General features: G+C 46.6%; 22 protein-coding genes. 21 read left to right on the plus strand and 1 reads right to left on the minus strand.

The features are described 5' to 3' along the window. The first annotated feature begins 91 nt into the window (after positions 1 to 91). From ACYVFD_RS22780 to ACYVFD_RS22880, 21 genes are all read left to right on the plus strand, one after another. A complete protein-coding gene (locus tag ACYVFD_RS22780) occupies positions 92 to 1,378 on the plus strand; it encodes a c-type cytochrome (protein WP_461092813.1) in 1,287 nt (428 codons plus the stop codon). Positions 1,379 to 1,435: 57 nt separating this feature from the next. After that, on the plus strand, positions 1,436 to 4,546 hold the full coding sequence (locus ACYVFD_RS22785) for a TAT-variant-translocated molybdopterin oxidoreductase (protein ID WP_461092814.1): 3,111 nt from the start codon (positions 1,436 to 1,438) through the stop codon (positions 4,544 to 4,546). A gap of 82 nt (positions 4,547 to 4,628) precedes the next feature. Next, on the plus strand, positions 4,629 to 6,059 hold the full coding sequence (nrfD, locus tag ACYVFD_RS22790; RefSeq protein ID WP_461092815.1) for an NrfD/PsrC family molybdoenzyme membrane anchor subunit: 1,431 nt from the start codon (positions 4,629 to 4,631) through the stop codon (positions 6,057 to 6,059). 95 nt (positions 6,060 to 6,154) lie between these two features. Further along, the gene (locus ACYVFD_RS22795) at positions 6,155 to 6,688 is read left to right on the plus strand and encodes a DUF3341 domain-containing protein (RefSeq protein WP_461092816.1); all 534 of its coding nucleotides are present in this window, start codon (positions 6,155 to 6,157) and stop codon (positions 6,686 to 6,688) included. A gap of 14 nt (positions 6,689 to 6,702) precedes the next feature. Then, on the plus strand, positions 6,703 to 7,308 hold the full coding sequence (locus tag ACYVFD_RS22800) for a c-type cytochrome (RefSeq protein ID WP_461092817.1): 606 nt from the start codon (positions 6,703 to 6,705) through the stop codon (positions 7,306 to 7,308). Between the two features lie 82 nt (positions 7,309 to 7,390). Further along, on the plus strand, positions 7,391 to 8,701 hold the full coding sequence (locus ACYVFD_RS22805; RefSeq protein ID WP_461092818.1) for a quinol:cytochrome C oxidoreductase: 1,311 nt from the start codon (positions 7,391 to 7,393) through the stop codon (positions 8,699 to 8,701). Between the two features lie 19 nt (positions 8,702 to 8,720). Beyond that, entirely contained in the window at positions 8,721 to 9,839 is a 1,119-nt protein-coding gene (locus ACYVFD_RS22810) for a cytochrome c oxidase subunit II (protein ID WP_461092819.1), read from the plus strand. A 28-nt stretch (positions 9,840 to 9,867) separates the two neighbouring features. Beyond that, positions 9,868 to 11,751: a cytochrome c oxidase subunit I gene (locus ACYVFD_RS22815; RefSeq protein WP_461092820.1), complete on the plus strand. Its 1,884-nt coding sequence runs from the start codon at positions 9,868 to 9,870 to the stop codon at positions 11,749 to 11,751. Beyond that, positions 11,726 to 12,745: a COX15/CtaA family protein gene (locus tag ACYVFD_RS22820; RefSeq protein ID WP_461092821.1), complete on the plus strand. Its 1,020-nt coding sequence runs from the start codon at positions 11,726 to 11,728 to the stop codon at positions 12,743 to 12,745. The genes ACYVFD_RS22815 and ACYVFD_RS22820 overlap by 26 nt, the downstream gene beginning before the upstream one ends. Further along, the gene (gene cyoE, locus ACYVFD_RS22825) at positions 12,738 to 13,625 is read left to right on the plus strand and encodes a heme o synthase (RefSeq protein ID WP_461092822.1); all 888 of its coding nucleotides are present in this window, start codon (positions 12,738 to 12,740) and stop codon (positions 13,623 to 13,625) included. Before ACYVFD_RS22820 ends, cyoE begins: the two co-directional genes overlap by 8 nt. A gap of 9 nt (positions 13,626 to 13,634) precedes the next feature. Further along, positions 13,635 to 14,225 carry a cytochrome c oxidase subunit 3 gene (locus tag ACYVFD_RS22830; RefSeq protein WP_461092823.1) on the plus strand — a complete coding sequence of 197 codons (591 nt, stop codon included), beginning with the start codon at positions 13,635 to 13,637 and terminating at the stop codon, positions 14,223 to 14,225. A gap of 15 nt (positions 14,226 to 14,240) precedes the next feature. Then, entirely contained in the window at positions 14,241 to 15,038 is a 798-nt protein-coding gene (locus ACYVFD_RS22835) for a cytochrome c oxidase subunit 3 (protein ID WP_461092824.1), read from the plus strand. A gap of 16 nt (positions 15,039 to 15,054) precedes the next feature. After that, a complete protein-coding gene (locus tag ACYVFD_RS22840; RefSeq protein ID WP_461092825.1) occupies positions 15,055 to 15,384 on the plus strand; it encodes a cytochrome C oxidase subunit IV family protein in 330 nt (109 codons plus the stop codon). 5 nt (positions 15,385 to 15,389) lie between these two features. Next, positions 15,390 to 16,100: an SCO family protein gene (locus tag ACYVFD_RS22845; RefSeq protein ID WP_461092826.1), complete on the plus strand. Its 711-nt coding sequence runs from the start codon at positions 15,390 to 15,392 to the stop codon at positions 16,098 to 16,100. A 5-nt stretch (positions 16,101 to 16,105) separates the two neighbouring features. Then, the gene (locus tag ACYVFD_RS22850; RefSeq protein WP_461092827.1) at positions 16,106 to 16,648 is read left to right on the plus strand and encodes a DUF420 domain-containing protein; all 543 of its coding nucleotides are present in this window, start codon (positions 16,106 to 16,108) and stop codon (positions 16,646 to 16,648) included. A 12-nt stretch (positions 16,649 to 16,660) separates the two neighbouring features. Further along, complete coding sequence (locus ACYVFD_RS22855; RefSeq protein WP_461092828.1) at positions 16,661 to 16,942, plus strand: hypothetical protein; 282 nt, start codon at positions 16,661 to 16,663, stop codon at positions 16,940 to 16,942. Between the two features lie 52 nt (positions 16,943 to 16,994). Beyond that, positions 16,995 to 17,264 (plus strand): DUF983 domain-containing protein, encoded by a 270-nt coding sequence (locus tag ACYVFD_RS22860; RefSeq protein ID WP_461092829.1) that lies wholly within the window; start codon positions 16,995 to 16,997, stop codon positions 17,262 to 17,264. A gap of 164 nt (positions 17,265 to 17,428) precedes the next feature. Beyond that, on the plus strand, positions 17,429 to 18,052 hold the full coding sequence (locus ACYVFD_RS22865) for an RNA polymerase sigma factor (RefSeq protein ID WP_461092830.1): 624 nt from the start codon (positions 17,429 to 17,431) through the stop codon (positions 18,050 to 18,052). Beyond that, on the plus strand, positions 18,018 to 18,959 hold the full coding sequence (locus ACYVFD_RS22870; RefSeq protein ID WP_461092831.1) for a hypothetical protein: 942 nt from the start codon (positions 18,018 to 18,020) through the stop codon (positions 18,957 to 18,959). The genes ACYVFD_RS22865 and ACYVFD_RS22870 overlap by 35 nt, the downstream gene beginning before the upstream one ends. Beyond that, positions 18,956 to 19,966, plus strand: a complete 1,011-nt coding sequence (locus ACYVFD_RS22875) for an outer membrane beta-barrel protein (protein WP_461092832.1) — start codon at positions 18,956 to 18,958, stop codon at positions 19,964 to 19,966. The genes ACYVFD_RS22870 and ACYVFD_RS22875 overlap by 4 nt, the downstream gene beginning before the upstream one ends. A 2-nt stretch (positions 19,967 to 19,968) precedes the next feature. After that, positions 19,969 to 20,802, plus strand: coding sequence for an NAD(P)H-binding protein (locus ACYVFD_RS22880; protein WP_461092833.1), 834 nt, complete (start codon positions 19,969 to 19,971; stop codon positions 20,800 to 20,802). Positions 20,803 to 20,855: 53 nt separating this feature from the next. Here ACYVFD_RS22880 and ACYVFD_RS22885 read toward each other — a convergent pair whose 3' ends face one another. Next, positions 20,856 to 21,998: a glycosyltransferase family protein gene (locus ACYVFD_RS22885; protein ID WP_461092834.1), complete on the minus strand. Its 1,143-nt coding sequence runs from the start codon at positions 21,996 to 21,998 to the stop codon at positions 20,856 to 20,858. Positions 21,999 to 22,001: the final 3 nt, after the last annotated feature.

Genomic DNA, 22,001 nt, shown 5'->3' on the forward strand with positions numbered 1-22,001 from the left:
AAAACGAGTGCTCAAATAACTAAACACCAACTTTTGCCTATACAGCAATCGTGTCGTACTTTTGGGCGCTAAATAAAAAGCGGTAGTGATTATGTTGATTCACTCAATTAATATAGTTCATAAAATGAGTCGTTTATACAAGCTTGGCGGGGCCCTAATCCTATCGCTCATGCTATTGGTTTCCAATAGTTCGTTGAGAGCACAGGATGCCGCACCTGCTGGTGGTGCAGATGCCGAAAAAGGGAAGACCTTATTTACTAACAATTGTGCCCAATGTCACTCGGTAACAGCCGATAAAGTAGTAGGCCCAGGTCTGAAAGGTATTGAGTCCCGTGCTCCCGGTAAAGACTGGTTACACAAGTGGATTCGGAATTCATCTGCTTTGATCGCTTCGGGCGACCAGTATGCCAACCAGGTATTCAACGCTAATGGTAAAGTGCAGATGTCGAGCTTCCCTAGCCTGACAGACGCCGATATCGACGGTATCCTGGCTTACATCGACGGAGCAAACAAAGCTCCCGCTGCAGCTGTTGGAGGTGATACCAGCAAAAACACTGAAGGCGTAGGCGGTGGATCGTCTACATCTGGTGGCCCATCAGAGCTGTTTACATTTGTACTGGTTGCTTTGCTGATCGTAATGTTGCTCGTGCTTGGCGTTCTGCTAGCCATTGTAAGCATCCTGTCGAAAGCAGTAGCCCCTACTACGGTTGAAGGCGTTGACGTGTCTTCGAACTTCGGCCAGCGGCTTAAGACAGGTCTGTCAAACGCGTTCAATAATCCTACACTGCGTTCCATCGTTATCTGGTTGTTTTTGCTGGTTGTAGCGAAAGAAACCTTTGACGGTGCTTATGGCATAGGTATCCAACAGGGCTACGCTCCCAAGCAGCCTATTGCCTATTCGCACAAACTGCATGCTGGTCAGTACAAAATCGATTGTAACTACTGCCACACTGGTGCGCAGAAAGGCAAAAATGCTACTATTCCTGCTGCCAACATCTGTATGAATTGCCACGGTGTTATCAAAAAAGAGTCGCCAGAAATTCAGAAGATCTATACGGCAATTGAAGAAAACCGGCCTATCGAATGGGTTCGGGTGCATAATCTTCCTGATCTGGCTTACTTCAACCACGCACAGCACGTAAACGTTGGAAACGTAGCCTGTCAGACCTGCCACGGTGAAATTGAGAAGATGGAAGTGGTTGAAGCCCGTTCATCACTGACCATGGGCTGGTGTATCGATTGCCACCGCCGGACGGATGTGAACACAAAAGACAACGCCTACTACGACAAGCTCGTGGCGTTGCACCGGAAAGAAAGCAAAGAGCCGCTCAAAGTAGCTAACATTGGCGGTCTTGAATGTTCTAAATGTCACTATTAATCCACCGGGCCGCGTAGGCCAGCTCAACCAATAGGGTACTTACCGCATACAACACGCATGGAAAATACATCTAAACGGTATTGGAAAGGGCTCGAGGAGTTACGCAATGACGCTACGTTTGTCAAGAATGCCGACAGCGAATTTGCAAATCCCGACCTGAGCGAATCGTCGAACGACCTGGAAGGTTTACTCGGTGGCTCAAACACCCAACGCCGTGACTTTCTGAAAGTAATGGGATTTGGGATGGCCGCTGTATCGCTGGCCGCCTGTGAAACGCCGGTTCATAAAGCTATCCCGTATATCAACAAACCGGAATTTACTTTCCCCTCAATTTCTGACTATTACGCATCCACCTTCGCTGAGGGTGGCGATTATGTTTCTGTTCTGGTAGAAACCCGCGAAGGTCGACCCATCAAAATTGAAGGGAACCCATCATCAACTATATCGAAAGGAAAGACGACCGCACGAGCGCAGGCTTCGGTTCTTTCTCTCTACGATATTGACAAACTGAAAGGCCCAAAGCGCGGTGATGCTGACATCGATTGGGATACAGCCGACCGTGAAATTCTTAGCCAACTGAGCTCAGTGGCAGCTAAAGGTGGAGCGATTCGCATTGTTTCGTCTACCATTCTTAGTCCGGCCACTAAAGCAGTTATCGCTGATTTCGTAGCCAAATACCCAACGGCTCGTCATATTACGTACGATGCTAATTCGGTGTTCGGGATTGCTCAGGCCAATCAGGCGTCGTTTGGTAAGGCTGTCATCCCTTCGTATGATTTCAGCAAAGCGCAAACGATCGTTAGTATTGGCGCTGATTTCTTAGGAAGCTGGATTGCTCCGATCGAATACATGGGCGCCTATGCCAAAGGGCGTCAGGTGGGTGCAATGGCCGGTGGTAAGAAAACCATGTCGCGCCATTATCAATTTGAGACGGGCCTGTCGATGACAGGTGCTAATGCTGACTACCGCACAGCTATCAAACCATCGCAGGAAGGATTGGTCGTTGCTGCACTCTATAATAAAGTCGCGGCTAAAGTAGGTGGCGGTTCGTTGAGCACCCCGTCGGTTGATGTGGCTAACCTGGACAAAGCCGCTACTGATCTGGCGAATTCGCGTGGTAAAGCATTGGTTGTTTCGGGTTCGAATGATCCGAATGTTCAAACCATCGTCAACGCGCTGAACAATCTGTTGGGTAGCTACGGCACCACGATCGACATCAATACGCCGGTCAATTATCGTCAGGGTAATGATCAGCAGATGAACGCCTTTATCGATGAGGCTAAAGGTGGTCGTGTTGGAGCAGCGTTCTTCATTGATGCTAATCCAGTTTATGATCACCCACGGGGTGCCGAACTGGCCGAAGCACTGCCTAAGATTCAACTGTCTGTTTCGTTTGCCGACCGGGCCGATGAAACCGCATCATTAGCAAAATACATTACTCCCGCTCCCCATTATCTGGAAAGCTGGGGCGATGCTGAGCCAAAGCAAGGCTATTTCAGCCTAATGCAGCCAGCTATTACACTGATTTTCAAAACCCGTCAGTATCAGTCAAGTCTGCTGAAATGGGCTGGTAAGTCAGCCGATTATCAGGCTTACCTGAAAAACTATTGGCGTGCTAACCACTACTCGCAGGCATCAGGTTTTAGCTCATTCGACGCATTCTGGGTTAAGTGCCTGAACGATGGCGTGTTTGAGCCAAATGCTGGAACTGCTAGTGCGGGTGGAGCATCCTTTGCTGGAAACGTGGCGCAAGCTGCGGCTGGTATCGCACAACGGTATAAGCCAACCACCGGTATGGAACTGTCTCTGTACGAAAAAGTAGGCGTAGGTTCGGGCGCTATGGCGAACAACCCATGGCTACAAGAGCTACCTGACCCTGTTTCGAAAGCTTGCTGGGACAACTACGCTTGTCTTTCGCAGAAAACGGCGAAAGAAATGGGGGTTGCTCAAAACGACATGGTGACCGTAACGGTTAACGGTAAGTCGGTTGAATTGCCTGTACTGGTACAGCCTGGACAAGCCGATAATACAGTGTCAATTGCAATTGGCTACGGTCGTGAGAAAGCTGGTAAATCGGCTAACGGCGTTGGTAAAAATGTTTTCCCATTCGCTAGTCTGACCGGCGGCTATGCTACCTACTCGGCTTTCAGTGCTAAAGTAGAAAAAGCCAGTGGTTCGCACGAAATTGCGCAAACCCAGACGCACGAGACGGTAATGGCGCGTAAGGCGGTATTACAGGAAACTGTTCTGGCTGCTTACCAAAAGAATCCGAAAGCGGGTCGTTACGAGCCTAAAGTTCAAACCTCAGAAGGCCCTGTTACGCCAACCGATATTACCCTTTGGAACGGTTATGGTAAGCCAAACCACTCATGGGGTATGGTTATCGACCTGAACTCCTGTATTGGTTGCGGTACCTGCGTTGTTGCCTGTAATGCAGAGAATAACATTCAGGTTGTTGGTCGGAAAGAAGTACTTCGTCGTCGTGAGATGCACTGGATGCGGATCGACCGATACTATAGCAGCGATGCCGATGTTGAGGACTATACTGCACTGGAAGTAGCTTCGGCCAATCCAGAAGTAACGTTCCAGCCAATGCTTTGCCAGCACTGCAGTAATGCTCCCTGCGAAACGGTATGTCCAGTATTAGCAACGACCCACAGCACGGAAGGTCTTAACCAAATGACCTACAACCGTTGTATTGGTACCCGTTACTGTGCGAATAACTGTCCGTATAAAGTGCGCCGGTTCAACTGGTTTAAATACTTCGATAATGATAATTTCGATTATCATTTTAACAATGACCTGGGTAAAATGGTCATTAATCCAGATGTAACGGTTCGTTCACGGGGTGTTATTGAAAAGTGCTCGTTCTGCGTACAACGGATTCAGGAAGGTAAGCTGACGGCTAAGAAAGAACGTCGTCGGTTAGGTGCTGATGAAATTCAGACCGCCTGCTCACAATCTTGCCCAACGAATGCTATTATCTTTGGTGATCTGAATAACCCAGAAAGCACCGTGTCGAAGATAGTGACGGCTGAGCAGGAAGGTCGTGCCTTCCACGTACTGGAAGAAATCAACGTGCGGCCACAAATCTCGTATCTGACGAAAATTCGGAATAAGGACGAGGAGCCTAAGAAAGAAGAAGCTGTTAAGGAAACTCACGCATAAAATCAGTTACGGCTCATGATGGACGGGGTAAACACCCGAAGTTATTAAGTCGTACATCGTAAATCGTAAATACAGTAAGTATATGTCGCATGTTACATCAGCTGTAAGAACTCCTCTCGTTACCGGTGGCAAAACCTACGCCGACGTAACGGAGGATATTAGTAAGCAGGTTGAGGGCAATCCGACTCGTGAATGGACCATTGCCTTCACGATTGCAGTGATTGTGCTCACTTACGGAACGGCCTGTCTGTTCTGGACGTGGTGGGAAGGTCTGGGCGTTTGGGGGCTGAACAAAACTGTCGGCTGGGCCTGGGACATCACGAACTTCGTATGGTGGGTAGGTATCGGTCACGCAGGTACGCTGATTTCGGCTATTCTGCTACTGTTCCGTCAAAAATGGCGGACGGCTGTAAACCGGGCTGCTGAAGCCATGACCATCTTCGCCGTTATCTGTGCTGCCAGCTTCATTATGATGCACGCTGGTCGGCCCTGGGTAGCTTACTGGTGTTTACCACTGCCCAATACGCTGGGTTCGTTGTGGGTAAACTTCAAATCGCCACTGGTTTGGGACGTATTTGCGATCAGCACATACTTTACTGTATCGCTGGTATTCTGGTATATGGGTCTTATTCCTGACCTGGCTACCATCCGCGACCGGGCAAAGAGCAAAGTATCGCGCTATATCTATGGTGCGTTTGCTATGGGCTGGAACGGTTCGGCAAAAACATGGGCTCGTTATGAATACATGAGCTTGATTCTGGCCGGTCTTTCTACCCCACTCGTACTTTCGGTACACACGATTGTAAGTATGGACTTTGCTACCTCGGTTATTCCGGGATGGCACACCACCATTTTCCCACCTTACTTCGTTGCTGGTGCTATCTTCTCTGGATTCGCGATGGTACAAAACCTGGTGCTCATTATCCGGGTCGTATTTAAGCTGGAAGATTATATTACTGTTGAGCACATTGAGTCGATGAACAAGGTAATCACCTTGACCGGTTCGATCGTAGGGGTAGCGTATCTGACGGAGTTCTTCATTGCTTGGTATTCGGGCGTTGAATTTGAAGGATATGCATTCATCAACCGGGCTACGGGTCCTTACTGGTGGGCATACTGGGCCATGATGACTTGTAACGTAATTACGCCACAGCTTTTCTGGTCACGGGCTATTCGCCGGAGCATTGTCTGGACGTTCGTACTTTCCGTTATCGTAAACATTGGTATGTGGTTCGAGCGGTTTGTAATTATCGTTACCTCACTGCACCGCGATTATCTGCCATCGAGCTGGGCAATGTTCCACCCAACTTTGTTCGACATTAGCGACTACATTTTCTCGTTCGGTCTTTTCTTTACCTTGTTCCTGCTGTTCTCGAAATTCCTGCCAGTAGTAAACATGGCCGAAGTAAAAACCATCATCAAGTCGTCGTCGGAGAAATTACCAGTTTCGGTATCTGGCGTTGCGAAAGGTGAGCGCGTTGCGAATCCAACATTTAACAAGGACGTAGAATAAACAAAGTTATAGGTTTCAGCCGGGCTGCCGGAGCGGTTTCTGATCGCTTGCAGACGTAAGACCTGAAACCTGAAACCTGAAACTGAATAAAAAGTATGTCAGACGCACACGATAACGGTAAATTTCTGGTCGGCATCTTCGACGATGATGATGTAGTATTACAGGCCGTTAAAGAAGTTAAAAATGCAGGTGTTCGGATTCATGAAGTCTATTCACCTTTCCCTATTCACGGATTAGACGTTGCGTTGGGTCATCCTCGTACACGGCTGGGTATTGCCGCCTTCCTATTCGGTATGACCGGTACACTCTGTGCGCTTGCCCTGACGTTTTATGCCGAAGGTTTCGACTGGCCAATGATTGTAGGGGGTAAAGATTCGTACTCACCGATTGTGTATGTGCCGATCTTTTTCGAATTGACAGTACTTATCTGTGCCCTGGGAATGGTCGGTACCTTTCTGGTATCGAATGGCATGGGCCCGACTGTGAAACCTCTCATGTTTGACCTCCGAACGACCGATAATAAATTTGCGATGGCAATTGACCTCAACCAAAATAATATCGGTGAAAGTGATATTGAGCAGATTCTGAAGAAATCAGGCGCTGCTGAAGTAAATGTTAAGCAGTTCTAATATTCAGAATGGGAATGATTACGAAACATACAAGTGTAACCGCGCTGGCTATTATTGGACTGATATTTACAGGAGCCGCCTGTAAACGAGGTCATGATAATACCGGGGTTGAATATGCTCCTCAGATGTACGATGCGGTAGGTTATGAGCCATACCGTCAGATTCGGCCAAACACGATTAACCCGCAGGGGCTGAATATGCGTCTGCCTGCACAGGGTACAGTAGCTCGCCCAAACTATCATACGACGTTTGGAGAAGGCGCTGATGCTAAAACCGATTTGATGATTTATAACATTCCGGCAGACAGTATTGAAATCGCCGAGCGTGTTTTAGTAAATCCGATTCCGGAAACTGAGATGTCACTAGCCGAAGGCAAAGCATTATACACTCGTTATTGCAGTCATTGCCACGGCGAAACGGGTAAAGGCGATGGCCTGGTCGGGAAAGAATACAAAGGGGTGCCTAACTATTCGTCTGACGCGCTGAAAACGCTAAATGATGGACACATCTTCCACGTAATTACGAATGGTAAAGGGCGAATGTGGCCCCATGGTTCGCAGATTACACCAGAAGATCGGTGGAAAATTGTGCAGTACGTACATAAATTACAACAAGGATAATTTTGAGTTCATAGGCTAGGGGGCGCTTGAAGAAGATTAACCTACCGGATGACTGAAAACTGAAAACTGAAAACTGTTAAGAATGGCATCGGCTCACGCAATACCGTCCTTAGACGAAGAATTTGAATTTACCGCAGAGTCCAAGCGCCGAATCATGATTGGCCTTGGAGTTGGAGTTGCGCTGGTAGCAATCGGTGCTTACCTTCTGGCATCAGGAGTTGGTTCACATGAAACTCATGTGGCGGCTCATGAAGCCGGTGGCCATGAGGCTCACGAAGGCGCACATCATGCTTATAAATGGACCAATCGCTTATGGGCTAATGTTTGGCTGAACGCTGTTTACTTTGCAGGCGCTTCAGTCATCGGTATGTTTTTCATGTCATATAATTATTTGGCGCAAGCAGGTTGGTCAGTTGCTTTCAAACGTATTCCTGAAGCAATGCCCGCCTTTTTGCCGTTTGCAGGAATTGCTATATTACTTGTATTTTTCCTTGCTGGTCATGATATGTTTCACTGGACACATCCCGGCCTGTACGATAAAGCCAGTCCTGAGTTTGATCCGATCATAAACGGCAAAAAAGGATTTCTGAATACGCCTTTCTACCTCACTCGGGTTATTCTGTATTTTGTACTCTGGTACGGTTTGTGGCGGATGCTACGCAACTTCTCTTTGCAGGAAGATCTGTATGGCGGAACCGATTATTATGAAAAAAGTATCAAGTTTGGTACGGCCTTCTTATTAGTATTTGGCGTAACCTCTTCGACATCGGCTTGGGATTTTGTGATGTCGATCGACACACACTGGTTCAGCACCATGTTTGGTTGGTATACACTGGCAAGCTGGCACGTAACAGGCCTGGCGATTATTACACTAACTGTTGTGACACTCCGCGAACAGGGGTATATGAAATGGATCAACGAAAGCCACCTGCACGATCTTGGTAAATTCATGTTTGCTTTTACCATCTTCTGGGCATATGTGTGGTTTGCGCAGTTCATGCTGATTTATTACGCCAACCTGCCGGAAGAAACTATCTATTATCGGGAGCGTTTTAGTGGATATGGTGGAATTTACAAAGCTCCATTTATTGTAAATATATTTTTGTGTTTCGTTTTCCCATTCCTGATCCTGATGACACGGGATTCTAAACGGACGCACATTATTCTGAAGTTGGCAGCCTGGTGCATTATTGTTGGCCACTACTTTGATTTTTATAACAATATTATGCCAGGAACGGTGGGCGAACATGGTGGATTCGGCCCTATGGAATTTGGTATGATTCTGATTTTTGCTTCTGGATTTGTTTGGTCGCTTTATTCGCAATTGGCCAAGGCAAACCTGATTCCGAAGAATCACCCCATGCTGGAAGAAACGCTGCACCACGATATTTAATCAATAACTGTACAGAACAATGGTTTATATAATTGCTATATTATCGGTAATCTTTCTGGGACTGGCAGTAATGGTCATTTCTCGGATGGCTGCCGTAGTACAGACTGCCAGTGGTCCAGTCGATGAAGACCGTATTGGCCTGAGTAACCGCCTGAATGCAGGCTTAATGATCGTTTTTTTTGTTGGAGGCTTGATTGCAGCAACATGGTCGTTTCTGCACGCACGGCAGTTTTTTCTTCCAGAAGCTTCCAGTCCACATGGTCGGCATACTGACTTCCTGTTCTGGCTCTCGATGAGCATTATTACCGCTGCATTTATTGTGACCAACGCACTCTTGTTCTTCTTTGCATGGCGTTATCAGTACCGACCAGGTCATAAAGCTTCCTACTATCCAGAAAACCATAAGCTGGAATTAATCTGGACAGTGATCCCTGCCGTTGTTATGGCATTGCTCGTATTCACTGGATGGCGGGCATGGCGCGATATTATGGCCGAAGCCCCTGAAAATGCACAGGTATTTGAGTTGGTTGGAAAACAATTCAACTGGATTGCTCGCTATCCTGGTGTTGATAACAATAAACTGGGAGCGTTCAACTACAAATTGATCGACAGCAATAACGAAACCGGCATCGATTATACAGATGAATCGTCGTTCGATGATTTTGTGTCGACTTCTGAACTGCATATTCCTGTCAACAAGCCAATTCTGCTGAAGATTCGGGCTCGTGATGTTTTGCATAGTGTATTCATCCCTCATCTACGGGTAAAAATGGATGCGGTACCGGGTATGCCAACGCGTTTCCAGTTCACCGCCGATAAAACGACGGATGAAATGAAGAATATCACCGGCAACCCCAACTTCACGTATGAGATCGCCTGTACAGAAGTCTGTGGGCAAGGTCACTTCTCCATGCGGATTCGGCTGGTTGTTGAAGATGAAGCCTCCTGGCAGGCTTGGTGCAAAGAGCAGAAGCCTCTGCTGACGTCGACTCCTGAGTTGGCATCACGTATTCCTGCTAATTTGAAAGCAAAAGCAGCTAAGTACCTGTCCGCGCCTGAAACGGCTGCTCCTGCTGATACGACGACGGCATCAATTGTTAAAAACGGTGAGACTGTAGCCACTGCTACAGTCCGTTAATTTCTAAACTTACAAGAAACCAAATACTATGGCGACTGTAGCAGCTAACTCGGCAACTGTGGCTCATGCAGCAGAGCATGACCACCATGAGCCTCAAAGTTTTTGGCGCACGTACATATTCTCAGAAGACCACAAAACGATTGCCAAACAATATCTGATCTCGGGTATCATCTGGTCAATCATTGGTATTAGCCTATCGGTAATGTTCCGGCTTCAGTTGGGTTTCCCAGCTATGAAACTGGATTTCCTGCGACCAATTCTTGGTAACTGGATCAACGAAACCGGTAAGCTTGACCCCGACTTCTATCTGGCGCTGGTCACTATGCACGGAACCATCATGGTGTTCTTTGTATTGACGGCCGGCTTAAGCGGAACCTTTTCAAACTTCCTGATTCCGTTGCAAGTAGGTGCCCGCGATATGGCATCGGGCTTCCTGAACATGTTGTCTTACTGGTTCTTCTTCATAGCCAGTATGCTTATGCTCGGTTCGTTGTTCATCGAAACAGGTCCTGCAGCAGGTGGTTGGGTAATTTATCCACCATTAAGTGCATTGCCACAAGCCCACAAAGGCTCTGAATTAGGTATGACTTTGTGGCTGATTAGCATGGCCTTGTTTATTGTATCGCAGCTATTGGGTGGTATTAACTATATCACAACGGTAATCAACCTGCGTACACGGGGTATGTCGTTCAGCAAACTTCCGTTGACGATCTGGGCTTTCTTCCTGACGGCTGTACTTGGCCTGATTTCGTTCCCGGTACTTCTTTCAGCTGCCCTGCTGCTGATCTTCGACCGCAGCTTCGGTACCAGCTTCTACCTGTCTGAAATTTATATTAAGGGTGAAGCGCTGCCAAACGTAGGTGGTAGCCCGATCCTGTTCCAGCACCTGTTCTGGTTCCTAGGTCACCCGGAAGTATATATCGTACTGCTGCCAGCTTTGGGTATGACCTCCGAAATTATAGCAACTAACTCGCGTAAGCCAATCTTCGGTTATCGGGCCATGATTGCGTCGATGATGGGTATTGCATTCTTGGCATTCATAGTATGGGCGCACCATATGTTCGTGACGGGTATGAACCCATTCCTGGGCTCAATCTTCATGTTCCTGACGCTGATCATCGCGGTACCATCGGCTGTAAAAGCGTTTAACTATATCACGACACTGTGGCGCGGTAATATCCGATTTACACCCGCTATGTTATTTTCGATTGGTCTGGTATCATTCTTTATTTCAGGTGGTCTAACGGGTATTATCCTGGGTAACTCGGCATTAGATATTCAATTGCACGATACCTATTTCGTGGTTGCTCACTTCCACTTAGTGATGGGTGCTGCTTCGGCGTTTGGGCTATTGGCTGGAGTTTATCACTGGTTCCCCAAGATGTTTGGCCGAATGCTGAACGAGAAGCTTGGCTACGTTCACTTCTGGTTGACCTTTATTGGTATCTACCTGGTGTTCTTCCCAATGCACTACATCGGAATTTCAGGATTCCCCCGCCGTTATTATGCGTTCACGAGCTATGACTTCACGAAGAATATCTTCGCTGACATGAACGCCTTCATTAGCCTTGCTGCTATTTTCACGTTCTCAGCCCAGTGGATATTCATCTATAACTTCGTGTATAGCCTGATTAAAGGGCGAAAGGCACCACAAAACCCATGGAAGTCGAATACGCTGGAATGGACTGCTCCAATCAATCCCGGTCACGGTAACTGGCCAGGTGAAATTCCGGCGGTTTACCGTTGGGCGTATGACTATAGTAAGCCAGGTGCTAAGGATGATTTCATTCCTCAAAACGTGCCTTACTCACAAACGCCAGAATCGAACCTACCTCATGAAAATGAGTTAATCGGTCTGGAGAAGGAAATTGAGGCTCAAAACCTGAATGACCAGTTCAAACAGCCTCACTAATAAACAGGAACAGCGCTTCCAGAGCCTGGCTCTACTGACAATTATAGCAATCTATCTGGTTATTCTGGCCGGTGGAATTGTCAGAGGGACGGGCTCTGGAATGGGCTGTCCAGACTGGCCAAAATGTTTTGGCCGCTGGGTTCCACCTACTGAAATTTCCCAGCTACCGGCTAATTATCAGGAGATATACGGTGCTAAGCTGAAAGGTGAAATTGAATTCAATCCCGTAAAAACCTGGATCGAGTATGCCAATCGTTTAGTTGGCGTATTGTCTGGCTTCTTTGTTTTCGCTACCCTATTGACTTCATTTTCATTTTGGCAGAAGGATAGGACCATTGTCTGGGGAAGCTTTGCCGCTTTCTTCCTGATTGGCCTAAACGGCTGGCTTGGCTCTAAAGTTGTATCGACCGAATTAGCCCAGTACATGATAACCATTCATATGCTGCTGGCTATTTTAGTTGTTTTTGCTCTATTATTTGTGTGGGTTCGCTCAAAAGCTCCCCAGCTAGCCGTAAACCTGACAGAACGGAAAGAAAACGGGTTGCGGTGGTTAGCTTTAGGGCTGACTACGATAACAATCGGACAGATTGTTTTAGGAACTGAGGTAAGAGAAGCGCTGGATCTGGTTGTTAAAACACTGGGTTATAATCAACGTCAAAATTGGATTAGTAGCCTGGACTGGCGCTTTTATGTTCATCGTTCGTTCTCGCTGGTAGTATTAGCCGGTCATTTGATCCTAATTTATCAATTACGGAAGTTGGGCATATTCAAAAAGTTGAGTTGGATAGCGAACGGTTTGCTTGCTTGTCTTTTGCTTGAGATAGGAACAGGGGTTATCATGGCTTATTTGAATGTTCCAGCCGTTGCCCAACCAATTCATTTATTGTTGGCTATCCTTTTAGTCGGCTTACAATTTATTGCAGTACTCGCATTAACTCCAGGTATTCTTTTGCCGAAGAACGTTAAGCGACATATAGAAGTAGCACATGCTTGAAACAGAGAAGATAATAACAATAAGCACATTCAGCGACAAAGCGAAAGCGTACGTTGAGTTAATCAAATTGAAATTAACTCTAGCTGTTGTCTTCTCTGGTGTGTTTGGATATTGCTTAGCAACTGATCAGGTTAGCTGGGCGAAACTGATCGTTTTAGTGGTTGCCTCTATTGCTATAACGGGTGCGGCTAATATTATCAATCAGATTATCGAGAAAGATTCAGACAAGCTAATGAAGCGTACAGCAGTTCGGCCATTGCCAACGGGTCGACTGACAGTACGGGAGGCTGCTACATTCGCTTTAATATTGTTTGCGATTGGCTGTTATCTGTTTGTTGAAGTTTTCAACATACGTGCAGCCGCACTAGCAGTTCTGTCATTGCTCCTGTATGGATTTGTCTACACACCGCTCAAACGGAAAGGACAAATTGCTGTATTTGTGGGTGCATTACCAGGTGCATTTCCTCCTATGATTGGATGGGTGGCTGCTACAAATCATTTTGGCTGGGCTCCAGGTATTTTGTTTGCTATTCAGTTTTTCTGGCAATTCCCACATTTCTGGGCCATTGGTTGGCTGGCTTTCGATCAGTACAAGAAAGCAGGTATTCAGATGATGCCCGGCGACGGTAAAACGACCGAAACGGCTTTCCGCATCATGATCTATACGCTGTTTCTAATTCCGATAGGCTGGCTACCTTATTTTCTGGGAATGACAGGCGTAAATTCAGCACTGGTAGCAATGATTGGCGGAATCTTGTTTCTGGCACAAACGTTCCATTTGATGAGAACCTGTACGGATAAGGCCGCCTTACAAATGATGTTTGGTTCGTTGCTTTATCTGCCTATCGTACAGATTGTGTATCTATTGGATAAAGTATAACAACAAATCATGAGCGAATTAGTAAGTAACATAACTTTAGTTGAAGAGCCGGAAGAAACGCTCTCGATGAATCCCCGTAAATTCATATTATGGTTGTTCATAGTTAGTATCATCATGCTTTTTGCGGCTATGACCAGTGCCTATTTGGTACGTAGGGCAGAAGGAAACTGGCTGGAGTACGACATTCCGTCTATTTTTAGTTATAGCTCGGTTGTGCTGGTCATTAGTAGTTTGACCATGCATTGGGCCTACTTGTCTGCAAAAAAAGACAACTTTGGCAATCTGAAAATTGCGATAACTATTACTTTTGTGCTTGGAGCGATTTTTTTGTACATGCAATTCCAGGGTTGGGTTGATTTGGTTAACGAAAATGTATTTTTCGTAGGTAATCCGGCCGGTTCGTTCATGTACATTTTTACGGGATTGCACGGCTTTCACCTCATCTCCGGTATCATTGTACTGGTGGTTGCCTTAGTAGCCGCGTTTCGACTCCGAATTCATGCCAAGAACCTGAATCAAATTGAGATTGCAGCAACGTATTGGCATTTCTTAGATATTTTGTGGTTGTATTTGTTTTTCTTTTTAGTCTATTTTCATTGATAATCTCTTAGACGCATGGCGGCTACTGTAACACACGATACCCTAACAACCGACTCGGACGCTATTTTCGATAAGAAAACCTGGATGGGTGGTGTTGAACCAATGAAAGTGAGCTACGGCAAGCTGATGATGTGGTTCTTCCTAATCTCTGACACGTTTACGTTTTCAGCTTTGCTGGTAACCTACGGTCTGATTCGGTTTAGCTATCCAGCCTGGGACCCGGCTATTTATGGGGAGGTATTTAAATTCTCAAACCTATACTGGCCAACACCTGAAATGGTGTATGCTTCAGTTCCATTCCTGCACGGTATTCATGCTCCACTAATTTTCGTAGGGATCATGACATTTATTCTGATCTTTAGTAGTGTGACCATGGTATTGGCCGTTGAAGCTGGTCACCGTATGGACCAGGCTGATGTGGAAAAATATATGCTTTGGACCATTTTAGGTGGTTTGACCTTCCTGGGTAGTCAGGCATGGGAGTGGAGCCACTTTATTCACGGTACAGAGACTGGTACAACAATCAGTGAAATTGTAAACGGCCAGACAATCCAACGGACTATTTTCGGTGCCAATCTGGTCGAGAACCAATATGGTCCTCCGGCCTTCGCTGACCTGTTCTTCTTCATCACAGGTTTCCACGGAACACACGTATTTAGTGGTGTTATCCTGAATATTTTGATTTTCTACCGTGCAGCTACAGGACTGTATGCTCGTCGGGGGCACTATGAAATGGTTGAAAAAGTTGGTCTTTACTGGCACTTTGTAGACCTGGTTTGGGTATTTGTCTTCACGTTCTTCTATCTGGTTTAACAACCACTTTCAAAAAATGGCTGATCACACACACGGGACCCATGAAGTTGGGGAAATCCCACCAGCAAATACAGGAGTCATCTGGCGCACATTCTGGATTCTCTCAGGAATTACGGCTGTTGAATTTACACTCGCTTATTTGATGAAAGCGGGTGGCCTGCGCACGTCATTCTTCGTAATCATGACTCTGGTAAAAGCCTTCTACATTGTTGGCGAATTTATGCACCTGAAGCATGAAGTGAAAAGTTTGATCTGGGCAATTGTCATCCCTGTAGTTTTTGTTATTTGGCTGTTAGTTGCTTTAATGACTGAAGGAGCCTGGATAGGCATTTCAGTGTTTGGTTGATCAATATGAGTACTACTCAAAAAGCCGGGATCCTGCTCGCTACGCTGCTGGTCCCGGCTTTGTTGTATTTATTCCTTCGGTTTGGAACGCAAAACCACTATGTTCTTCCACGTTACCTGCCCAAAATCGATTCAACTAAAGGTGAGCCATTGATGGGCAAAGTAGCATTACCCGATGGAACCCTGACGACCGACACGGTTTATAACCACATTCCACCGTTTAAGCTGATCGATCAGGATGGGAAAACGGTAGATCAGTCGATCGTTAAGGATAAGATTTACGTAGCTGATTTCTTCTTTACGCGTTGCGGGACTATCTGTCCTCGTATCTCATCTCAACTTACCCGTGTTCAGGATATTTTTCGGGAAAATCCAGCTATCGTTTTTCTGTCGCATACTGTAGACCCAGAGCATGATCGACCAGCCCAGTTGAAAGCCTATGCACAGAAGTACGAAGCCATTCCTGGAAAATGGTATTTTCTGACTGGCGACAAGGCCGATATCTATGATTTAGCCATGCATGGATATTACCTGCCAACCGTCGATGCGGGCGTGAAAGAGGGTAAACCCGACGAAACTTTTATCCATAGCGAAAAGTTGGTACTGGTAGATAAAGAGGGGATTGTCAGAGGGTTCTATGATGGAACCAATAAAGAAGATGTAGATCGACTGATTCTCGAAATTCGGGTGCTGCTGGATATTTATAACAAAGATTAACGATTATGGAAGTGTTGCAACCTGTAAAAGAGCAGAAAGCAAATCGGGTCATTAATGTACTAGCAATCGCCATTCCCGTGGCTGTGGCTGTGCTATTAGGCATTCGTCAGAAGGTTGACTTGGGTAACTGGACGTCTTATTTGCCTCACCTAAATGGAATCATCAATTCGATAACGTCGGTATTACTTCTGCTCGGCCTTTATTTCATCAGGCAGAAAAATATACAGGCCCATAAGCTTACTATGTTGACGGCTTTTAGCCTTGGCTCGTTGTTTTTAGTAAGCTATGTGATGTATCACCTGACAAACGACTCAACACCTTATGGTGGGCAGGGCTGGATTCGTCCAGTGTATTACTTTTTGTTGATTTCACATATTGTGCTGTCCGTGGTAGTCGTTTGGTTTGTATTGCGGGCGGTTTATTTCGCCATCAGCGGGCAGATTCTGAAGCATAAACAAACTGTGAAATATGCCTATCCTATCTGGCTGTACGTTAGTATAACAGGCGTAGTCGTGTATTTGATGATAAAGCCTTATTACCTCCATTAATCAGCGAAAATCATGAAAAGTTGGAACGTTTGGCTTGTGGTAGCAATATTGATCATTGTGTCGCCCGATTTGATGGCGCAATGCGCTATGTGCCGGGGAACGGTTGAAAGTACGGTTAGCAATGGCCGAAGTGTAGTGGCATCGAACCTCAATTTTGGTATTTTATATTTATTATTAGCTCCTTACCTGATCGTCGCTTCAATCGGCTATTTGTGGTATCGGAACAGTAAGCTGGAGCATGGAAGACGTCTCGAAATTGCAGGCCGCATTAAACGGGCTATGTCCCAGATGTAGACAGGGGAAAATTTTCAAAAAGCCTTTCTACTCACCTCGTGGTTTCGACGATATGTATGAACATTGCCCTCATTGTGGGTTACGTTACGAAGTCGAGCCGGGGTATTTTATCGGTGCAATGTATGTTAGCTACGCTATTTCGGGCGGAGTGGCTTTAATCGTGGGCTTTATATTGTTCTACCTGGCTGGTGACCCCGAAGGGTGGATATATGCAGCCATCATTGCGCCGTTAATGGTCGTGATAGCGCCAGTTAATTTTCGAATATCCAGGGTGATCTGGCTGCACTACGTGGCTGGTATCAAGTATGTAAAAGGGCTTTAATGGCCCTTTTTTATTTTTGACAAAAACACGCACTTTCGATTTTTCTTTAAAAGTTTAAACAGGTTCAGTGTGAAGCCTGACTGAAAAAATATTTTCAAAAATTTTGGCTAGTCATGCAACCCGGTTCTCTGTAATTTGCATCTTCTCAACGAACCTAAACGATTATGCTCCGACTTATACCGTTTTTTACGACCGAAGCGCAGTTGATAGCTGCTCTAAAGCGTGGAGAAAGCCGCGCGCATAAGGTCGTATACGAACGGTATGCCGGTAAAATGCTGGCCGTATGTACGCGCTATTGTGCCAACCGCGACGATGCCGAAGAAGTAATGATCGATGGGTTTATGCGCGTATTTGAAAAAATTGAGCAGTTTCGGGAGGATGGGAGCTTTGAGGGATGGATTCGGCGAGTCATGGTAACGGAGTCACTGATGTTTTTGCGGAAAAATAAACAGTGGCGTCAGGAAGTTTCTATCGACGACGTTACGGTCGAGCCAGATTATGCATGGGCCGATACGTCTGTCAATGAGAATGATTTATTACGCATGGTGAATCAATTGCCCGACGGGTATCGTACTGTCTTTAACCTATACGCGATTGAAGGCTATAGCCATGCCGAAATCGCTGAGATGTTAGGTATTTCAGAAGGCACATCGAAGTCACAGTTGAGTCGGGCTAGAGTGCTGTTGCAGACGAATTTAAAGAAATTGGAAATGGAGACGGCTCAGGGTAAATGGCCTGGGCAACAGGAATATTATGAAAAAACAGTCGGAAAAGCAGCCAATCGATGACTTATTTGCCCGAAAGCTGGGCAACATGTCATTGCCGCCGAGTGCCGATGGCTTCGAGCGGTTACAGGCACGAATGGGCCAGCGTAAGCCAGAAACGCGGGTTGTGTTCTGGCATAACCCGACCATACAACGATCTATGGCCGCAGCCGCGTGTCTGGTATTGGTTGGCCTGTTTGGTTGGCTCTATAAGCCTTCAGATACCCAAACGACAGGTGCTGAAAATCAGGTAGCAACCAATACAACTCATAAACAAACAGGAGGTCAAAAAGCCAAGCCGAAAACGGAAACAACGGAAAAAGTCAAAGAAGTCCAATCAATATCAGAGGATATAAAGGCGACGGGTTTAACTCCGTCAGATCAGGGAGAACAACTGGCGATTGCTGAAAAACCTACCGCTCAGGTGAAGCCGACTAATCACCCTGTTCTACCATCTACCGGAAGCCATAAATCCGTTACAGAGCCAATTCAACCAGCAACACATGGCTCCGTTTTAGCGCAGAACAAGCCGGTGGAAACGCTCGAAAAACAGGATGGAGGCATAAATACCTCGCCGACAGTTACAGCTACTATTTCTGAGCAAGTTGCGGAGGTTAAACCGACTACAAAACCAGTTGCTCCGGCCGAGCGAGTATTAGTCGTAACGATTGCAGAGCCTGAGGCACTGGTTGCCGCTCGCCAGGCGGTGAAAGCATCGACAGAAGAAAAGCCAGCCGTGGCGGTTGCTGAAAAACAGGAGAAAGAGCCGAAAACAACCGGTTTATGGCAACAGGTAAAGCGCTTCAAAGAAGGCGAACTATTTGCCCGTCGCGATAACGATAATACAACAAACGAAGATCGGGGACTTTTGGGCCGGGCTTATAGTGGCCTAAAACACAGCCTCGATAAAGATAAATCTAGTAAGCAATGAATAAAGCATTACTTGCAGTTGCTACGGTAACGGCATGCCTACTGGCTACGCTGGTACAAGCCACCCCAATGAGTCCGACTGATTCGCTGGTGATCCGGTTTGCCAATCGTACCCGACTGGTGATTTATGCGCCCGATAAAGCCGCTATTCAGGCCCTGTCGAATTATGATCTGAATAAAATTGTCCGGGAAATGGGCATGAAGCTTGATTCGGTTCCAGGTGGGCAAACGCGTATTTCGCAGGACGGCGATCGGTACTTGAAAGACACTGTTTTGGTCGTTACCAAAAAGAGCGATGGCGTAACCGTTATTATTAACGGGAAAAAAGATTCTACACAAACAACGTCAAAGCGAGATAGTGATTACGAACGGGAACGACGTGAGCGCCGTGATCGGGATAAAGGCAGTTTTGATTACAATTTTAGTATTGGACTGAATAATTTTATTCAGCAAAGTGCATTGCCAGCTTATCCAGAAGATAGTTACGATCTGCAACCGATTGGTTCGCGGTACGTGGCTTTATCGGTGGGCGCAATGCCAACGATCATTCGGGGAAAATACGCGTCCTTAAAGCTCTATTATGGGGTGGAAGTAGCCTGGAATAACTTTATGTTTGAAGGGAATAATATCGCTCAAAAAGGTGCTACAGGGGTAGAGTTCCCAGATGCAGGTCGGGATTTGCAAAAAAGTAAGCTGACCGTTTGTACCATCGGTATACCTGTTGTGCCACGGGTAACTTTTTATAGCAGTAGTGGCAAAAAGGTCTGTCATATTGGACTAGGTGGCTACGCCAATTATAGACTGGACAGTTACCGGAAGATCAAAGAAGCGGATGGTGGCAAAGACCGCCGTCACTCTGATTTCTACCTAAATAATTTTCGGTATGGACTGATGGCTCACCTGGGTATCCGAAGCTTCAATTTTTTCGTGAAATATGATCTAAGTCCGCTATTTGAACCTGGTAAAGGCCCCGACGTGCGAACATTAAGCTTTGGTATCGGATTCTGAGTATGCCCCTTAAAAACGTTTCGATTATTGGCCTCGGTTGGCTGGGAATGCCGCTGGCTGAGCGGTTGCTGCATGAGGGTTTTACTGTAAAAGGAAGTACAACGTCGGCCGAAAAAGCAGCTACGCTACGAGAAAAGGGTATCACTGCTTCTGAGCTTCAGCTTAACCCGGAGCCAATCGGTGACCTAAGCGCTTTGCTGAATGCCGATACGCTAGTTATTAACATACCCCCTAAAGCAGGTAAGTTAGGTGATGATTTTCATCCTGTTCAGATTCAGCATCTGGTTGATGCGGTAAAGGATTCGCCTGTAACGCATATTATTTACGTTAGCTCAACATCAATTTACCCAGAATTAAATCGTGAGGTTGTTGAAGAGGACGTAACAGCGCCAGAGCAGTCGGCAGCTCCCGGATTGATGAGGGCCGAACAACTGGTGCAAACACTTTCGAGCGACAAAGACAATAGTCGAGTCGTTACAATCCTACGTTGCGGAGGACTACTCGGGTATGACCGCATGCCCGGTAAATACGTCGCTGGTCGGACAGTAGATACGGGTGATGTTCCCGTAAATTACCTGCATCGCGATGATGCAGTAGGTATTTTGACGGCGCTGATACAAAACCGAGTTGGTGGTACATTCAATGCTGTCTCGCCCATTCACCCAACACGGGAAGCGATTTATCGAAGAAATTGTGCCGATTTTGGCTATGAATTGCCGACGTTTATAAAGCCTCCCACGCCAATTCCCTACAAAATCATCAGTCCGGCCAACTTACTCCGCTCCATTCAATATACCTATCGGTACGCTGATCCATTACAGTTTTATTATCAGTGAGCTAACTGACCTGACGCGGGCGTTTAACTTGTTACGGGCTTAAATGGTGATTATTATCGAAGCAGATGACGCATGCGTGTCCAGAAAAAGCCTCCTGATGGACGACTGGCTGGCATCTGCGTTCGGTGAAGTGCTGCCATAAACATGAAGTAGCCTTGCGCGTGCCAGGCTCGGAATCGCTCGCTGACGGCGGCATTATGTTGCGGCAAATAAGCGACTAATTTATCTAGATCGAAGTTGTTGGAAGCTGTACCTACTCCCGCCCGTTGGCCGTCGATCGCATTACAGGCTTGCTCAAAATGATTAGTTTGTGGTATCATGAGGGCTGGTTTGCCAAGGTAAGCCGCTTCGCAAACCGACTCGAAACCGGCCGTTGTTACAACCGCCTTACAGCGGGCCATAAATTCCAGAAACCGCTTTCCATCGATGGCATGAAAGGTGAGCGTGTCATCAATTTTCTGATCGGGCAGTGTCGTACCGGAATGAAAGCCATCCATCCGAATGTCGGGGTGCTGCTCGTGTGCTTTTAGCAACTCGATTTTAAGGCCCGGTTGCGTGACGTAAGCTAATAGAGAATCGCCTTCTATCGGTTTTAACTCGGTTACCTCCTGCCGTAACAGTGGAGGAACAATGCGCACGCGTTGGCTGGGTTCGTCAGGCTGTTTATCAAAGGAAAGGGCCAGTAGTTCGTTGGCCCCGAAGCACGTTAGTCGGGTATTGATCTTAAAAGCCTGCCGATAGAACCATTGCCCTTTCGGGCATTTAAAATTCGAGTGAAAAGCCATATACTGGTGCGCAATACATACCATAGGCACGGACGGGCGCAACAGGGCGTACGTCATACCGCCCAACATTTCATAGAAATTAACGACTACATCTGGCTGTTCGGTATCAATCATATCGCGTACCTGCTTCAAACTACGCCAAAACGGCCGTATGTTCTGGATAGCTTTCAGAGTTGTTTTGAAAGGTTCCAGCGCATTGGTTTTAGCACTATAAACTAAGCCAGGGCTAAAAATTGGCGTAATCGGAGCCGTAAACGCTGAGCGAAAAAAGGCTGGCACATCCCGCTCAGCCGTTACGCCTACGATGGCACCGACAACGTCATGCCCAGCCTGTTTCAGCATCTGATTGAGAGAGAGGACTTGTGTTAAATGCCCACGACCTTCGCCTTGTACTAAAAATAAAACCCGCATGAG

It is taken from the genome of Spirosoma gilvum, assembly GCF_054776815.1.

Coding starts and splice junctions, on each gene's coding strand:
- ACYVFD_RS22780 (WP_461092813.1), top strand. CDS start 92: ATGTTGATTCACTCAATTAATATAGTTCATAAAATGAGTCGTTTATAC.
- ACYVFD_RS22785 (WP_461092814.1), top strand. CDS start 1,436: ATGGAAAATACATCTAAACGGTATTGGAAAGGGCTCGAGGAGTTACGC.
- nrfD (WP_461092815.1), top strand. CDS start 4,629: ATGTCGCATGTTACATCAGCTGTAAGAACTCCTCTCGTTACCGGTGGC.
- ACYVFD_RS22795 (WP_461092816.1), top strand. CDS start 6,155: ATGTCAGACGCACACGATAACGGTAAATTTCTGGTCGGCATCTTCGAC.
- ACYVFD_RS22800 (WP_461092817.1), top strand. CDS start 6,703: ATGATTACGAAACATACAAGTGTAACCGCGCTGGCTATTATTGGACTG.
- ACYVFD_RS22805 (WP_461092818.1), top strand. CDS start 7,391: ATGGCATCGGCTCACGCAATACCGTCCTTAGACGAAGAATTTGAATTT.
- ACYVFD_RS22810 (WP_461092819.1), top strand. CDS start 8,721: ATGGTTTATATAATTGCTATATTATCGGTAATCTTTCTGGGACTGGCA.
- ACYVFD_RS22815 (WP_461092820.1), top strand. CDS start 9,868: ATGGCGACTGTAGCAGCTAACTCGGCAACTGTGGCTCATGCAGCAGAG.
- ACYVFD_RS22820 (WP_461092821.1), top strand. CDS start 11,726: ATGACCAGTTCAAACAGCCTCACTAATAAACAGGAACAGCGCTTCCAG.
- cyoE (WP_461092822.1), top strand. CDS start 12,738: ATGCTTGAAACAGAGAAGATAATAACAATAAGCACATTCAGCGACAAA.
- ACYVFD_RS22830 (WP_461092823.1), top strand. CDS start 13,635: ATGAGCGAATTAGTAAGTAACATAACTTTAGTTGAAGAGCCGGAAGAA.
- ACYVFD_RS22835 (WP_461092824.1), top strand. CDS start 14,241: ATGGCGGCTACTGTAACACACGATACCCTAACAACCGACTCGGACGCT.
- ACYVFD_RS22840 (WP_461092825.1), top strand. CDS start 15,055: ATGGCTGATCACACACACGGGACCCATGAAGTTGGGGAAATCCCACCA.
- ACYVFD_RS22845 (WP_461092826.1), top strand. CDS start 15,390: ATGAGTACTACTCAAAAAGCCGGGATCCTGCTCGCTACGCTGCTGGTC.
- ACYVFD_RS22850 (WP_461092827.1), top strand. CDS start 16,106: ATGGAAGTGTTGCAACCTGTAAAAGAGCAGAAAGCAAATCGGGTCATT.
- ACYVFD_RS22855 (WP_461092828.1), top strand. CDS start 16,661: ATGAAAAGTTGGAACGTTTGGCTTGTGGTAGCAATATTGATCATTGTG.
- ACYVFD_RS22860 (WP_461092829.1), top strand. CDS start 16,995: ATGTATGAACATTGCCCTCATTGTGGGTTACGTTACGAAGTCGAGCCG.
- ACYVFD_RS22865 (WP_461092830.1), top strand. CDS start 17,429: ATGCTCCGACTTATACCGTTTTTTACGACCGAAGCGCAGTTGATAGCT.
- ACYVFD_RS22870 (WP_461092831.1), top strand. CDS start 18,018: ATGAAAAAACAGTCGGAAAAGCAGCCAATCGATGACTTATTTGCCCGA.
- ACYVFD_RS22875 (WP_461092832.1), top strand. CDS start 18,956: ATGAATAAAGCATTACTTGCAGTTGCTACGGTAACGGCATGCCTACTG.
- ACYVFD_RS22880 (WP_461092833.1), top strand. CDS start 19,969: ATGCCCCTTAAAAACGTTTCGATTATTGGCCTCGGTTGGCTGGGAATG.
- ACYVFD_RS22885 (WP_461092834.1), bottom strand. CDS start 21,998: ATGCGGGTTTTATTTTTAGTACAAGGCGAAGGTCGTGGGCATTTAACA.